Source organism: Snodgrassella sp. W8158, assembly GCF_016100435.1.
GTDB classification, from domain to species: domain Bacteria; phylum Pseudomonadota; class Gammaproteobacteria; order Burkholderiales; family Neisseriaceae; genus Snodgrassella; species Snodgrassella alvi.
Genome location: NZ_JACFSM010000001.1, coordinates 160,810 through 177,618, shown reverse-complemented (window position 1 = coordinate 177,618; position 16,809 = coordinate 160,810). Strand labels below are relative to the sequence as shown.

Sequence of the window (16,809 nt, the reverse complement as noted above, 5' to 3'; positions counted from 1 at the left end):
ATCAACCGAAAAATAACATTTAATCAGATAAATAGCAAAAGCATAATGCATTCAAATATTGTGTATTGAAGATTTAAATTGAAAAAAAATTCTTTTTATTTAGTCAGAATATGATATTTATTGTACTTTAAATATTCATTAAAGCACAAAATTGCTAAATCGAAATTTTAATTATGATTAATTAATATATATATTAATTGTTTTCACTACCCAAAAATTATATTTAAGTCTGTCTTATTGTAAAAATCTTTAGCTAATGCACTAGCTAATCAACGACTTTACTGTGCTGATGGATATAATCCAGAATACGGTTATTATTCTGAATAAAACCCAGTTGAATTTCCGGGTGGTCAAGTAAACTTTCATTGTGCTTATATATTTGAATTAATCCATCAGCAAAATAGTTCTGGCTTACTGGTGGTTTATACTTTCCATGTAGAAATCTCGAGGAATATACAGTGTAAGCAACACTAAACTCTTTATCTAAAACAGAATAAATATCAATTTGATGAGGAAAAGCATTGTATTCATCCTTAACATCAAATGGCCAGAAATCAATTCTTAAATCTTGTTGATTGGTTTCGGATTTATTAACAAACATAGTTTGTTTTCCTGAAATACCAATATAATACAATTCCTGATTATTTTTCTTTTCTTTTAAACGGAATCGGTAATTTTCCCGTTTGAACCAATGATTTCCATATTCCAGTTTTTCTGCTTTTATATTACGATATAACGGCGCAAAACTAAGACCTACAACAGGCTTAGAAAAATCAGGACATCGATGAATTGCTTCTTCATCATTGGGAAAACCTGATAAAGTAGGTAAGGCAAATATAATTGCTGCTGCCTTTTGCTCGACTATACCATCAATAATTTTATTTTTTATACTAAAACCAAACATGCAGCGCGGCAGGGTAATCTCCAGTTTTTTACCTGATACTTTTGATGGAATACGGACAGTAATCTCTGTGGTGTCTGTCATTATCCGTTGTTCCTCCATTTTTTTAATTTTGTCCTGTTCACTATCATTGTTGCTGTTAAGACATCCGCTTAAACTTAAAATTAATAACAAAAGCAATATTTTCATTTTGATATTCCAAAAATCTGCGAGCTTTTAAATTTAATACTACATTATTTTAATAAATATTAACATACAATAACATTTATTTAGTTAATCACAAAGCATATAAATATTTTTATTTAAAGATAATGATTTTTTATAATTTCATATTCACTCAGCTGTATTCAGACATTTTCAGCTTTCTCCCTGTGCTTGTTAGTATAATAACTTTATTGTAATAAGAATAAAGCTATGTATTAACAATGCAGACTGCTATATCTTGCACGATTAAAGGAAATTTATGGCTTTCAGAAAAAAAATTTTAGACTGGTGCGCTCAGGAGCTGGCGGTTGCTCAGTTTCGCGATTTCAGCCCGAATGGGTTACAGGTAGAAGGCAGGGATGAAGTTAGCTCTATTGTTTGTGCTGTCACTGCCAGTCAGGCTGCTATTGATTTTGCCGTAAAGCAGCAGGCAGATATGCTGCTGGTTCATCATGGTATGTTCTGGAAAAATGAAGCGGCTGTGATTACAGGCTGGAAAAAACGCCGTATTCAGACATTATTAGCCAATGATATTAATCTGGTTGGCTATCATTTACCGCTGGATGCGCATCCGCGCTGGGGGAATAATGTGCAACTGGCTCAGCGTTTAGGTTGGCAGATTACTGGCTGTGGCGGTGAACAGAATTTAATTCAGTACGGTGATTTAACCTATGAGCAAACTGCAGAACAGCTGGCTCAAGAGATTGAGCTAGGCCTGAATCACAAACCCATATTGCTATGTGCCAATAAACAACAACCAGTACGCAGGCTGGCCTGGTGTACCGGCGGCGGTCAGAGTTTTTTTCAGCAGGCTATTGATGCCGGGGTTGATGCATTTATCACAGGTGAAATATCCGAACCTCAATACCATCTGGCGCAGGAATGCGGAGTGGTATTCATCGCGGCAGGGCATCATGCTACCGAAAGATATGGTATTCAGGCACTTGCTCATGCATTAGCCAGTGAATTCGGGATTACTCAGCAGTTTTTTGATGAGCCTAATCCGGCTTAAATCAATTTTGTGTGATTGGTGGTAATTTATATAATAAAAATTTTAATAAACATAAACTTAAGCTATTTTTCTGGTAAAAATAGAGTCATTTGTCTATAATTGAATAATTTTTAAACACCACACTGTATTGATTATACAGTAATTCTGGGAAACTAATTATGATGACATTATATGCGGGCATCACTTGCCCGTTTAGTCAGCGTTGCAGCTTTGTGCTGTATGAAAAAGGCATGGATTTTGAAATTAAAGATGTAGACGTTTTTAATAAGCCGGAAGATCTGGCTGTGATGAATCCGTATAATCAGGTTCCTGTTCTGGTTGAACGTGACCTGATTTTGTATGAATCCAATATTATTAATGAATATATTGATGAGCGGTTTCCGCATCCGCAGCTAATGCCGGCAGACCCGATTATGCGTGGTCGTGGCCGTCTTGTTTTATATCGTCTGGAAAAAGAACTGTTCAGTCATGTACTGGTGCTGGAAAATCCTGAATCAAGTAATAAGGAAATGAACAAAGCCCGCGAAGCCATTACTCAGGGCTTAACGATGCTGGCTCCTGCATTCACTAAAAACAAATATATTATCGGTGATGATTTCTCCATGATTGATGTGGCGCTGGCTCCGCTTTTGTGGCGTCTGGATCACTATGATATTAAGCTGCCAAAATCAGCTGCGCCATTGCTTAAATATGCGGAACGTATTTTTCAGCGTGAAGCGTTTATTGATGCCTTAACACCTGCCGAGAAAGCGATGCGTCGTTAAATTATCCTGACAAAGGGGAGGACAATGAACAAGCTGAACACCAAACCGTATATTCTGCGGGCACTGTATGAATGGGCGCTGGATAGTGGTTATACACCGCATATTGCTGTATGGGTAAATGATAAAACTCAGGTACCGCTTCAGTATGTAAAAGACAATGAAATTGTGCTTAATATCGGGCCTGTAGCCGCACATAATCTGAATATAGATAATGAATGGGTTAGTTTTTCTGCCCGTTTTGGCGGCGTTTCTCATGATATATGGATTCCGGTTGGTCATGTAATCAGTCTTTTTGCCAGAGAAACTGGTGACGGCATGGGGTTTGATGTAGAACCTCTTACTGAAAACAGTGAACACCCGACAGCAGGCGAGGATAACACCGTATCTGAAAGCCAGCCTTCTGTATCAGAGAGTTTACCTGCAGATGACAGTAATAAATCTGGTGCGAAAAAAGGTTTGAAAATAGTTAAATAACGATTGTTATTAATAGAATATCTTCTTAGCAGATAAGAAGTAATTTGTTTATTGATAAACAAGGCTGAAACTGACTGATGGTTTCAGCCTTTTTAATTTTTTAAGATTCAGACTGATAACATTTTATTCTATTTATACCTAATAAAGTGTGGCAAATAAATCAGTTCTTATAGCTAATAAGTATATATAAATTTGATGAAAGGTTAGCCGTAATCTGAACAGACAGTAAATAAAATTTTTGAAGCTATGCAGTTTTAAAACTATATATATATTTGAATATTAGTTATAAATTAAAAATATTTAGAATATGTCATATAAATAAATTGATAATTTTGCGGATGTATATCTGATTAAATATGCGTTAACAAAATTTTTTCAGAGTTATTCTCTTATATCAATTTGTTAAAATAGTACTTCATTGCGAGTGTAATACCGGTTAAAATAGCCTTGTCTTGAAATTTGACATTACAATAATATTCATTAGCTTTACATTTACTGGAGTTTGAACACATGAACCAAACTGCTGAATTTGCAACAAACAGTAATGAACTAAGTGTACAGCTTGCACACAAAGAGCAAAAATTTAAAAGAGTAAAGTTCTATTTTAACGTCATATTTGCTTTGTGTTTTCTGGTATTTGCTGTGGGTCTGGTATGGATGAATACCATGGCTATTGCCAGCTCATTCATTACCGCTATGATGTTTGGTATGGCCTATCTGGGCGTAATTATGATATTTGAAGAAGATATCAAAGAATTGAAAATCAAACTGGAAAAAACACAATCTGTTTCCGCCTGATTACCTGAGCTTTAAGAGATGGCAGCTTTAGTCAAAGCTGCCATGCAAGACTAATCAGATACTTTGCTGTTATCAGTTGGATCCGATCTGATTTTTACTTGTAATGGTAACTGCGGTTTTAACGTGATGGTCTCCGTAAGTGCCGTTTACTAAAATAAAGATAGATAAGCATGGTGCTGCAACCTATCAGACACCAGAGCATATCTTTCTGTGTATCCCATACATCGCCCTGTGTGCCAAGAAAAGTGACAGCTTCCTGATTACTCAGTATTGCTACCAGCCACTCAAACAATTCGTATATGGCGCTAATCGTCATGCAGACACAACCACTCAAAAATATCACCCAGCCGCGGTAGCGTACAATTCGTAATCTCCATAGTAATTCACTGGCTATAATAGCTGGTGAAAAACCTTGAAAAAAATGTCCAAGCTTATCGTAATTATTACGTGACCAGCCAAATACACCGCGCAGATAATTAAATACCGGCTCTTCGGCATAAGTGTAATGTCCGCCAATCAGTAATATAATTGCATGAATTAAAACTACCCAGTACATAAGCTGACTGAAACGAAAACGAGAATAGGTGAATACAAGAAGTATCAATCCTAGCAATGCCGGAAAAACTTCAAGCCACCAGGTAGGGTAGTCATGCGGCTGATAAGCAGACCATATGAGTACCAGTATAAATATTATCAATTGCAGAATATGCGTTTTCATACCATACATCACCTGCAAATATTCAGTAGCAGAATTAAACTGAAACTAAAAAGTGAAAAAATTTTTGCCGATATCAATCTTAATTTGACTTCTTTTTTTATAATAATCTGTATATTAATCTTGATAAATGCACAGGGCAAATATCAGTAATGTGCAGCATACAAGCTGTGACCGGTTTAGTTACAGCAATTTTAGATTTTGGCAGAGTAACTCCCATACAGCTAATGGCTGTTTATAATAGTTTTTATATATGAATTTAGTGTATTTATCTGGTTTGTAAGTTATTTTTATAATCCTGAAAATATAATACATTGTTTTTTATGAAAAATAAAAACTATCGATTACATAAAATCATTTGATTATATTTATTGAATAAATTTGTGTACTATACATCCATCGATTAATTCAACCTGTACATTCAAGGAGATATTTCATGGTTGCTAATGTTAACACTGAAATCAAACCGTTCAATACCACTGCCTTTCATAATGGTAAATTTGTAGACATCAGTGATGCTGACGTAAAAGGTAAATGGTCTATATTCTTTTTCTATCCGGCAGATTTTACTTTTGTTTGTCCTACTGAATTAGGTGATCTGGCTGACCACTATGAAGAATTGCAGAAACTGGGTGTAGAAGTTTACTCTGTTTCTACTGATACTCATTTTACTCATAAAGCATGGCACGATGCTTCTGACACAATTGCCAAAATTAAATACTTTATGCTGGGTGACCGCAATGCTACCCTGACAACTAATTTTGGTGTACTGCGTGAAGGCCAGGGTTCTGCCGATCGTGCTACATTCCTGGTTGACCCGCAGGGTATTATCCAGTGTGTGGAAGTAACTGCAGAAGGTATCGGTCGTGAAGCTTCAGATCTGGTACGTAAAGTTAAAGCTGCACAATATGTTGCTTCTCATCCGGGTGAAGTTTGTCCTGCTAAATGGAAAGAAGGCGAAAAAACTCTGGCTCCTTCTCTGGAACTGGTTGGTAAAATCTAACACACTTAAATACACACATCAGAAACTTACTGTTAAATAAACAGTCATTCAGCCCGAATACCGGCTGCGGTATCCGGGCTTTTTACTAAAACAAAAATGCAGGCTATCAAAAACAGAATATCTATAGTTTATTTTTATTAATGTAATGGAGCAGTAAAATGTTAGACGACACTTTGAAAAACCAACTAAAAGCTTATCTTGAATATGTAACCAGACCGGTTGAAATTATTGCTACGCTGGACGAAAGTAAAGGTGCTCGCGACATGCTGGCATTGTTACAGGAAGTAGAGGCGTTAAGCGATAAAGTCAGTCTGCGTACTGATGGTCAGTCTGAACGTAAGCCATCTTTTGAAATCACTAATCCCGGTGTGCATACAGGACTGGTTTTTGCCGGTAATCCAATGGGGCATGAATTCAGTTCACTGGTACTGGCTTTATTGCAGGTGGGCGGTCATCCATCTAAAGAAGCAGAATCATTACAGCAACAAATTAAAAATTTGCAGGGCAGTTATCACTTCGAAACTTATTATTCTATTACCTGTCACAATTGTCCGGATGTTATACAGGCATTGAATCTGATGTCTATTCTCAATCCGAATATCAGCCATACAGCTATTGACGGAGCATTGTTTCAGGAAGAGATTGAAGCGAAACAGATTATGGGTGTGCCGGCAGTTTTTCTGAATGGTGAACCATTTGGTCAGGGCAGAATGGAACTGGCAGAAATTGTTGCTAAACTGGACAGCAATGCTGCCAGTGCGGCAGTTGATGAACTGAATGCAAAAGCACCGTTTGACGTGCTGATTGTGGGCGGGGGACCTGCCGGTGCTGCTGCCGCTGTATATGCAGCACGTAAAGGTATTCGTACCGGTATTGTGGCCGAACGTTTTGGTGGTCAGGTTCTCGACACGCTGGATATTGAAAATTACATATCAGTTTTACGTACAGACGGTCCGCGTTTTGCCCATGATCTGGAAAGCCACGTACGCAGTTATGATGTCGATATTATGAATTTGCAAAGAGTCAGTGCGCTGGTACCGGCTAAAACTACAGGCGGACTGATTGAGGTACATACAGAAAGTGGTGCTGTTTTAAAATCGCGTACCGTTATCCTGTCTACAGGTGCACACTGGCGCTCAATGAATGTGCCCGGTGAGCAGGAATACCGTACGAAAGGAGTGACTTATTGTCCGCATTGTGATGGTCCGTTATTTAAAGGCAAAGATGTAGCCGTAATTGGTGGTGGTAATTCCGGTGCAGAAGCTGCCATTGATTTGGCTGGCGTTGTAAAGCATGTTACTTTGCTGGAATTTTCCGGCAAAATGCGTGCTGATGAAGTATTACAGCAAAAATTGCATAGTCTGCCTAATGTTCAGATTATTATGAACGCTCAGACTACCGAGGTAACCGGCGAAAATGGCAAAGTTAATGGCCTGAACTATCTGGACCGGGTAAGCAATACAGAACATCATCTGGCATTGGAAGGTATTTTTGTTCAGATTGGTTTATTACCGAATACCGGATTTTTGCAAGGTACAGTAGACTTAACTGAGCCAATGCACGAGATTGCAATTGATGCTTTTGGTAAAACCAGTGTGCCGGGTGTTTTTGCCGCCGGTGACTGTACAAACGTACCTTATAAGCAGATTATTATTGCTGCCGGTGAAGGTGCTAAAGCAGCATTAAGTGCTTTTGATTATCTGATTCGTACCAGTGCAGCTAATTAATAACTGACATAAGAAACCACTCAAAACCAATCGTTTTGAGTGGTTTATATTTTTATCGGGATATCTACAGACCTGATACGATGACATTTATGGAATATTATTGAAAACATCATATCTTTTCATACCAGAATTTCATTGTTTATGCTAATCCGGCTTATGGACAAATATTTAGTGGCGCAGCTAATTTAACGTTTTATTAATCCATACGTATTATTAAATTCAGTTTTTAAGTATCTGAAAAAATTCAACTTATAACGAGCGTATATTCAGACAGTAAACCCCAGCATCATTCCCGTATCTTCATGTTCCAGTATGTGGCAATGAGCCATGTAAGGAAAACTGGCTGGCGCACTGTGGTTGAATTTCACCAATACCTTACTTACACCACCTTCTACCCGTACCGTATCTTTCCAGCCTGAGCGATGAGCAGCAGGCGGTTGTCCGTTTTCATTAAGAATGCGAAACTGAGTACCATGAATATGAAACGGGTGCAGCATCATATCGCCTAAACCGGATATTTCCCAGCACTCATATTTCCCTTTACTGGCGGCAAATGCCGGCTTATTCATATCAAAAGTCTGTCCGTTAATCCTGTTGGCATGCATTAAATCTAATGCGTTTTTATCCGTGTGCATATTATGCATCATTTCCATATGAGACTGATGCATAGACATATGCTCCATTGGCATAGCTGATTTTCCCGCCAGTTGTTGTAAAGCCTGCATGCCCATACTGTCCAGCTCAGGATCCATAGACAGCTGAAAATGTCGGTGTACAAGCTGAGACAGAGCCGGTAATACAGGCAGAGAGCTGGTAAACTGATCGGGTAAAGATGTATCATTACGCGAAGAAAGTACAGACACACGAACTATCGGGCAGGGCTGATCAAAAGGCGGCAGATTCATGCCCATCTGTTTTACCGGTAAAGTAAGCAAATCAAATGTTTTACCGTTACTGGTGTCAACCATTACTTCAAAACGTTCACCGGGCAATACCGACAGGCTGGACACCGTTACTGGCTGAGGCAGAAAGCCACCGTCACTGGCAATAACATATAAAGGGCGGCCATCACTACAGGCAAAATTCAGAGTTCGGGCATTACAGCCATTAAGCAGACGTAATCGCAACCAGTCACGCGGCGCGTTATGCTGCGGATATATCTGACCATTACACAGCAGAGTATCTCCAAACCAGCCTGTGGCAGCACTCATAACATTAAGCTGATAATCAATTTGTCCGGCTGTATTAAATTTTTTATCCTGTACGATCAGAGGAATATCATCTAATCCCCAGTTTTTGGGGATAGGCAGACCAGTACTGACAGTATCTTCCAGCAACAGCAAACCAGCCAGCCCCATTGCCACCTGACGGCCGGTCTGCCCATGCTGGTGCGGATGAAACCAACATGTTGCAGCAGGCTGGCTTGAGGTAAATTCAATTACTCGTGCTTGTCCGGCTGGTATACAGGCCTGAGGTCCGCCATCTGCTTCACCCGGTACTTCCAGACCATGCCAGTGTACTGTTGTGGCTTCAGTTAATTGGTTTTGCAGTTTTATCTGTACCGGTTTGCCCCGGTAAATACGTATAGCAGGACCAAGCAAAGCACCATTATAGCCCCATGTCTGCGTCTGATATTTGCCAAAACGGCTGGTGCCCTGCTGAATAGTGAGCTGAATCCTGTTATCTTTACCGGTATCTAATAATGGCGGAATAGCCAGTACCGGTAAATTCAGAGTATTCAGAGCATAAGCAGAAAGCGGTAGCGTAGCTGCGGCGCTTACCATGGCCGAATATCTGAGGAAGTCTCTTCTGTGCATAATGATTCTTATGAAGAAAAAGAACAGCTTAAACCTTCACCTAAGTTGAATGTCAAGCCTGTTTTGCTGAAAAGAAAACCAAAGAATATTTAAACAGAAACAGGGCACAGCATTAAATGCTGTGCCCTGCAGAAAGCAGCAGTAACCATATGGCTACTGCCGGATAATGCATTATAACCAGGTATATTTATAACCCACAGTACCTTTAAAGCCTTTGCGTTTATCACCGCCAAAGTTTTTCTCGTAACGGATATCGCTGTAGAAATTACTTTGACGGGTGATTGGCAACTGAATACCCAGACCGACTTCGCCCCAGGTTTTGGCATACTCTTCTTTTAGATTGTCACGACCAATATCAACTGATTTCGGATTAACGAAATCATGCCAGATATTCGCAATGCCATAGAAAGAGGATGACGGCAGGTTATCACGGATATCACCATTATAGCCGAAGCGCATACCTACACGACCGCGCAGTGCAGACGGATCATGCTGGTCAACATGGCGGATTCTGTCATTAAAATCATCCAGAGACAGATACTGGTATACCAGCTGAGCCTGCGGCTCTACAAACCAGTTATTTCCATATACAATGAATGATTTACCTGTTTCAGCTGATAAAGCTGCACCCCAGCCGTTCTGATGTACAGATTCGTTCGAACGGGCATTGTATTTATTGCGCAGATAAGTTACCTGACCAACAAGATCTACATAACCGCCATTATTGCCGTAGAAGGTACCATAACCACCAACACTTACTGCATCAGTACGGCCTTTGCCCGTGTAATGGTCATCAACGATGTAACCATTCTTAGCTCGGTACTGATCGCGGAAATCATTTTCATTATGGCCATAAGCTACATAGCCGCCAATATGCCGCCGTATTCCGGTTTTCTCATTTTCATCCAGAATAAAATCTTGACCAATCTGTAATACAGATTGATTACCGGCGGTATTCAAACGTTTTTTACCATCTTTATCCAGATGTTTAACCAGAACTCTGCCCCATGTCTGCTGCTGATCACTACCAAGAGCAGTATTATTCGAACCAGTGATATTGTAAGTCTGGTTTTCCCCGCGCCGCTCATGTAATGTGCCAATCGTGGTAAAGCCAAGTTCCATATCTGCTGTAGGCATCTGCACATAACCGGAAACCGGTTCTGCATAAATTGGTACTTCTGTTATAGGTGGTGCTGGCAAAATAGGCTTATCAGGAGCAGTAGGTTCGGAAATATTAGGATCAGTAGGTCCAGACACATTAGGATCAGTAGGTTCGGAAATATTAGGATCAGTAGGTCCAGACACACTAGGATTAGTTGGTTCAGGTGTTTTATTTTGTGCAGTTAATGTCCATGCATAATCAGTTCCTGAAGTAGTATCTATTTTTTTAAGCTGAGCTTCACCGGCATTGGTAGTCGGAGCGGAACCGGTAAAATCATTGCCGCTACTCTTACCGGCTACATGCACCACAACTGCAGAATGAATAGGTATCTCTTTCAGGGTCACATCGCCATAGATACCGTTTAATGTCTGCACTGTTGTAGCGGCACCGTCTACATCGCCATGAATATCAACGCGGTCGCTATAAGAAGTGCCATCCTTATTCCATACAGTATTAACACGCATCAGACCGCCACCGGTATAGTTACCATTAACAGTGATAGTATGGTACTGGTCTTTGTCACCGGCATTAACTTCAGATACTTTCGGAAATATAATTGTCCCGGTAGTGTTTTGCAGCTTTGTTAATACAGAGTTTCCGGTATTGTTCCAGATACCCTGATTATCCAGATTTATTTTTCCTGAATCGGAATTGTCTGTTATACCGGTAAAGTTTTTGGTATTTAGGGCAGAAATAAATCCTGTGTTAGCATTAATCAGATTACCTTCGAATTCCTGTGTATTGATAAATTCAATTTCACCTGTACTGCTTTTAGTATTGGTTATATCCGTTTTCATAGTACCGTTATTGGTTATACCAATAGTACCCTCACTGGCATTGCTGATTGGTCTGTTCAAAGTTTTATTATTGATAATGGTAATCGTGCCATTACCAATATTCTGAATTTGCCTCAGACTAGTATCGTTAATTCTTACACTGGTATTATTAACCACACTAGCATCTACATCACCATTGTTAGTAAATGTAATTGATCCGGAACCATCATTCTTAATATTGCCGTTTAATACAGCTTGATCTTGATTCTTAATGCTGATATTACCAGCACCACTATTAGTAATATTACCATTAATAAAGCTGTCTTTATTGTTTTCAATATTAATAGCACCAGCCCCTCCATTAAGAATAGCGCTAGCTATCTCACCATTATTGTCCAAGGTGATAGTACCGGCATTGTTATTAGTAATATTACCGGTAATACGTCTAATACGTCTAATACGGCCGGTATCTTTGGTATTTTCAATATAGATACTGCCTGTACCATTATTTTCGATAGGGCCGTTTAACTCCTTATTGTTGGTGATCTTAATATTGTAGGCATCGACAGCAAAATCACCGGTATTGGTGATTTTGCTGTTAAAGATTTTGTCATTAATAATCCTAATATTACCAGTATTCTGATTGGTAATAGAGCCGTTAAAGGTATTTCCACTATTTTGAATATAAATGAAGCCGGTACCGGTTGCATCATTATCAATGTCACCTTGAAAATTGCCTTCATGCTCATTATCAATGTTAATATGACCACCGGAATTAGTAATTTTAGAGTAATTAGCCTCACCGCTGTTTTCGATCTTAACACTAGCGTTTATATTAGTAATATCACCCTCAATAGTAGAGGTTTTTGCCTTGTTGTTAATATAAATACTGCCACCATTAGCATTATTAATATGGCTATTAATTGTAGTACCTTCTTCATTGTTGTTAACAGTAATATAACCAGTGTTATTATAAATATTGCCGGTAAAAGAAGAGTCTTTTTTATTGTTGTTAACAAAAATACTACCATCGCGATTTTCAATAGTGCTGTTTAAATCTTTATTGTTATCAATCCAGATATTATCAACATTATTTTTAGTACCGGTATTGGTGATAGAGCCACTAATGATACCGTTATTGGTTAAAGAGATACTGCCTGTACCATTATTTTCGATATAGCCGCCAACGGTATCGTTATTGGTTAAAGAGATACTGCCTGTACCCTTATTTTTGATATAGCCGCCAAGGGTACCGCCATTGGTAATATTGATAGCACCAGCCCCTCCATTAAGAATAGCGCTAGCTATCTCACCACCATTGTTCAAGGTGATAGTACCGGTATTGTTATTAGTAATATTGCTGTTAAAGGTTTTGTCATTAGTAATCCTAATAGTACCAATATTCTGATTGGTAATAGAGCCCTCAAAGTTCTTTCCTCTATTGGTAATATCAATGGTACCAGTATTCTGATTGGTAATATTGCTGTTAAAGGTATTTTCATTGTGAATATAAATGGAGGCGGGACCGGTTGCATCATTATCAATGTCACCTTGAAAATCGCCGGCATTCTCATTCTTAATGTTAATACTACCACTACCACCGGAATTAGTAATTTTAGAGTAATTAGCCTTACCGCTGTTTTTGATATTAACGATACCGTTTATATTAGTAATATCACCCTCAATAGTAGAACTGTATGCCTTGTTGTTAATAGTAATATCACCATTATCATTGGTAATATGGCTATTAATTTTAGTATTTTCTTCATTGTTGTTAACAGTAATCTTACCTGTGTTAAAACCACTGTTATTATAAATATTGCCAGTAAAAGAAGAGCCTTCTTTATTGTTGTTAACAACAATACTACCATCGCGATTTTCAATAGTGCTGTTTAAATCTTTATTGTTATCAATCCAGATATTATCAACATTATTTTTAGTACCGGTATTGGTGATAGAGCCATTAATGGTACCGTTATTGATAATCATAATAGCACCAGTATTCTGATTGGTAATTTTACTATTAACAGTACCCTCATTATTCAGAGTAATCATGCCGGTACTGGTTGCATCGTTATCAATGGCACTTTGAAAATTGCCTTTATCATTATTTGTAATGTTAATTTTACCAGCACCGGAATTAGTAACTTTTCTATAGAGAACAGTCAAACCGCTGTTATTGATAGTAATGGAACCGGCCTGACTATTAGTAATATTACCACTAATAATAGCGCTGTCTGTATTGTTATTAACAGTAATATTACCATTCTCAGCATTATTATTAATATCGCTATCAATTACAGATTCGTTTCCATTGTTGTTAACAGTAATATTACCGGACTGATTGTTATTAATAACGCCATAAATAGAAGATCTATCAGTGGGAGAGCTGTTTTCATTGTTGTTAATAACAATAGTACCATTGCCATCATTATTAATAGTGCTGCCAAAAGCATTATAGTTATTAATCAGGATATCACCGGTATTTTCGATACTGCCGCCAAAGCTATCTTTATTGATAATTTGAATAATACCAGTATTTTTATTTGATATATGGCTGACTACATGACCTTCATTTTTTATACTAATTAAACCGGTACTGGTCGCATCGTTTTCAATGTCACTGAGAAAAGAGCCCTCATGATTATTGTTAATGATAATTTCACCATCATTGGAATTTGTAATTTTTTTAGTGTCATCACTACCACTAATACTACCGCTATTATTGATAGTAATGGAACCTTTCTGACTATTGGTAATACCACCTTTAATAAAAGAAGTGCTTTCATTATTGTTAACAGTAATATTCCCATCATTATTATTAATAATATCACCATTAATAGTAGTAGGATTAGTATAATCAGTTTCACCATTAACAACAGAGCTGGTTTTATTGTTGTTAATAGTAATATCACCAGTATTTCCATTAAGAATATCGCTGGCTATAGTACCGGTATTAGTAATATCCATCGAACCTGTACCGGAATTTTCAATCTTATTCCGTGTATTATCATTCTGGATCTTACCGCTGTTATTGATAGTAACTGTACCGTTATCTTGATTAGTAATATTACCGGTAATAGTAGAGGCAGAATTTTTGTTGTTAACAGTAATATTACCATCCTTAGTATTAATAATATTACCATTAATAACAGAGCTGGCTTCATTATTGTTAACAACAATGTCACCATTTTTATTATTTTTTAAAACTGAATCTCCATCAGAATATAATGTCCCATCATTGTTTACTGTTAATATTCCAGATGAATTATGAACAATTGTATCAGCGTGACTCGTTGTAATCCCGTCTGCTTTGTTTGTAAAAGTTGCTTCTTCACCTGATTCTAAATCAGTAGCAATTACAGTATTTTTACCACCATTTACCGTTAGAGTACCATTATTTTCAAAAATTCCTTTGTTTCCAATGATGACTCCTGCAGCATCTTCAAAGTTTTTTTCATCATTATCTTTAATGTTAATATTAGCTCCACCGTTAGCTTCATAAGTTCCGTCTGTAATAGAAATAGCAGAGACTTTTTTAGGGTCATCGATAAAGTCTGGATCGACATGAGTGTTAATGGTGGTTTTACCTTTGACATTTATTTTTCCGCCTTCAATCTTAATCGTAGAATTTCCCTCAGGAATATTTCCGGATTTAATGGTTAAATCATTATTAACAGTTATAGATGAATTTTCTGATGTTTGATGAATTGCATAATTTTTTCCTCCCTGAATTATATTTATGTTATTGGCTTTAATTTTACCACCGTCTGTATTTTCTATTGATGCGTTTCCGTCACTACCCTCCGAAGTAATATCAATGTTTTGTTTAACATCTATCACACTATTATTTTTATTTAGTATACCATCATTACTGAAACCTACTTTCTTCGAAGTAATCGTAATGTTCTCAGCGCCTATCGTACTATTTTCTATATTTTGTATACCATTACTGAAACCTTTTTCATCGTTAATTGTCAGATCTTTTCCAACAGTTAATGTAGACCCTCCTGAATTCACGATAGTATCCGCTTTGTTCCCCATATTAGTTGCTGTCAGGTTTTCATCAATGTCTACTATTGAACTGCCTGCAATAGCTAAAGCATTAGTGCCTTTTGAGTTAACTCTATTTGTAGTCGTTATATTTGTAGCATTCAGTGTAGATCCTCCATCTACATTAATTACTTTTTTGACTTTAGTTGTCCCAATGGCTGTAATTTTTTTACCTTCTTCTCCAATTAACTCTGCGCCACCTGATGCAGAAATTTCAGTATATGTTTTGTCGTCTGGTAACGAAGGTAACGAACATTTAGTTCCTGAAACTACAACACTTCCTGCGTTATTGTCACAGGGAGCAGGATCAGCAGCATATGAGCCTAAACTGGTTAAAGCAAGGGCAACAGCTGCAGCGATTTTGGCACAGTTATTTTTAGTTTTACCACGTACTAGTTCCGAACAGGCTACCCATGTCTGTGTTGCTTCACTCCATTTGGATTTATATATGTTATTCATCACTTCCCCTTGCTTACGCAAATATTTAAAAATAAACAGTAGCTATAAATTTACGAATTTGTTTAATTTACACACTAATTGCTAATTAACAAATAAAAATAATCTTATACGAAATAATTATATAAGATATGTTATACCATATTCAAATTAGGTTAACTTTATGATAAAAACATTAGTGTATATCAGTGCCGGAAAGTTGATCAGAATGTTTTAGAAAAATAAGTGTTTTCATAAGAATAAAAGTAAATATGCTATTTGATATTTTGACGTGTAAAAAAGCAGATTTAATATTTATAAGTTATAACGTTCTCCAGATTAATAACACTGGGTGTGATTGTGAGAATTAAAAATGTTAATAAAAATTGTTGTTATTTATCAGTTTTTTTGTTTTATGTTTAAGTAATATTGCCGGAATAGTAGCTAGTACTGGCGCAAGATTTACGGATAATTAAAAAAAAAGATTAAAAATCAGGAATAAGTGTATTAATTGTGCAACTATATGCATGTAAAAAGGATTTTATTCTAAAATTAATAATTTTATGTTAATTTTTAAAATATGATTAGTTGATCTGTTAAAGCTAAATTCGGAGAAATGTGTCTGTTATAAAGTATGATTAACCAAAGTTTTTTTATGATGAATAAATGTTAAATGAAAGTTACTGTTTTAATGTAAATGTATCATCCGGTCTGAAATATATTCCGCATATAGATGATAAAAATCATAATTAAACAATTTTTTAGTAGCTATATTTTAAAATACTATTTGCGGAATATAATAAACATAATTTTTAGCTTAAAATATTTATAGGGTGTGTTTTCTGTGAGTATTGAATGAAAATGCGTGTCTGTATAATAAAAATTACAGTGTTTATTATTTGTGCATATAATTTTAATAAGCAATAAAAAGCCGCTTTCAGCGGCTTTTTTGATAAAAACTCTGTTTT

At 37.0% G+C, this 16,809-nt stretch carries 10 protein-coding genes; 6 read left to right on the top strand and 4 right to left on the bottom strand.

Going from position 1 to position 16,809, the window contains the following annotated elements; translation table 11 throughout:
- Positions 1-265 precede the first annotated feature (265 nt).
- Positions 266-904, bottom strand: coding sequence for a hypothetical protein (locus H3V11_RS00760; protein ID WP_198223386.1), 639 nt, complete (start codon positions 902-904; stop codon positions 266-268).
- 460 nt (positions 905-1,364) lie between these two features.
- Here H3V11_RS00760 and H3V11_RS00755 point away from each other — a divergent pair, with 460 nt between their 5' ends.
- The 4 genes from H3V11_RS00755 to H3V11_RS00740 all read left to right on the top strand — a co-directional run bounded on the left by H3V11_RS00755 (position 1,365) and on the right by H3V11_RS00740 (position 4,153).
- On the top strand, positions 1,365-2,117 hold the full coding sequence (locus H3V11_RS00755; RefSeq protein ID WP_198223385.1) for a Nif3-like dinuclear metal center hexameric protein: 753 nt from the start codon (positions 1,365-1,367) through the stop codon (positions 2,115-2,117).
- A 158-nt stretch (positions 2,118-2,275) separates the two neighbouring features.
- Positions 2,276-2,881, top strand: a complete 606-nt coding sequence (locus H3V11_RS00750; RefSeq protein WP_025331062.1) for a glutathione S-transferase N-terminal domain-containing protein — start codon at positions 2,276-2,278, stop codon at positions 2,879-2,881.
- A gap of 24 nt (positions 2,882-2,905) precedes the next feature.
- Positions 2,906-3,355 carry a ClpXP protease specificity-enhancing factor gene (locus H3V11_RS00745; protein ID WP_025331061.1) on the top strand — a complete coding sequence of 150 codons (450 nt, stop codon included), beginning with the start codon at positions 2,906-2,908 and terminating at the stop codon, positions 3,353-3,355.
- A 510-nt stretch (positions 3,356-3,865) separates the two neighbouring features.
- Positions 3,866-4,153, top strand: a complete 288-nt coding sequence (locus tag H3V11_RS00740) for a hypothetical protein (protein WP_025331060.1) — start codon at positions 3,866-3,868, stop codon at positions 4,151-4,153.
- 118 nt (positions 4,154-4,271) lie between these two features.
- Here H3V11_RS00740 and H3V11_RS00735 read toward each other — a convergent pair whose 3' ends face one another.
- Positions 4,272-4,871 (bottom strand): DUF2238 domain-containing protein, encoded by a 600-nt coding sequence (locus tag H3V11_RS00735; RefSeq protein WP_198223384.1) that lies wholly within the window; start codon positions 4,869-4,871, stop codon positions 4,272-4,274.
- Positions 4,872-5,304: 433 nt separating this feature from the next.
- Here H3V11_RS00735 and ahpC point away from each other — a divergent pair, with 433 nt between their 5' ends.
- Both ahpC and ahpF read left to right on the top strand, forming a co-directional pair.
- Positions 5,305-5,871 (top strand): alkyl hydroperoxide reductase subunit C, encoded by a 567-nt coding sequence (gene ahpC, locus H3V11_RS00730; protein WP_025331058.1) that lies wholly within the window; start codon positions 5,305-5,307, stop codon positions 5,869-5,871.
- Positions 5,872-6,029: 158 nt separating this feature from the next.
- Positions 6,030-7,598 (top strand): alkyl hydroperoxide reductase subunit F, encoded by a 1,569-nt coding sequence (gene ahpF, locus H3V11_RS00725; RefSeq protein ID WP_198208943.1) that lies wholly within the window; start codon positions 6,030-6,032, stop codon positions 7,596-7,598.
- Positions 7,599-7,864: 266 nt separating this feature from the next.
- Here ahpF and cueO read toward each other — a convergent pair whose 3' ends face one another.
- Together cueO and H3V11_RS00715 are read right to left on the bottom strand one after the other, a co-directional pair.
- Positions 7,865-9,415, bottom strand: coding sequence for a multicopper oxidase CueO (gene cueO, locus H3V11_RS00720; protein ID WP_198223383.1), 1,551 nt, complete (start codon positions 9,413-9,415; stop codon positions 7,865-7,867).
- A 171-nt stretch (positions 9,416-9,586) separates the two neighbouring features.
- Positions 9,587-15,865, bottom strand: coding sequence for an autotransporter outer membrane beta-barrel domain-containing protein (locus H3V11_RS00715; protein WP_198223382.1), 6,279 nt, complete (start codon positions 15,863-15,865; stop codon positions 9,587-9,589).
- Positions 15,866-16,809 lie beyond the last annotated feature (944 nt).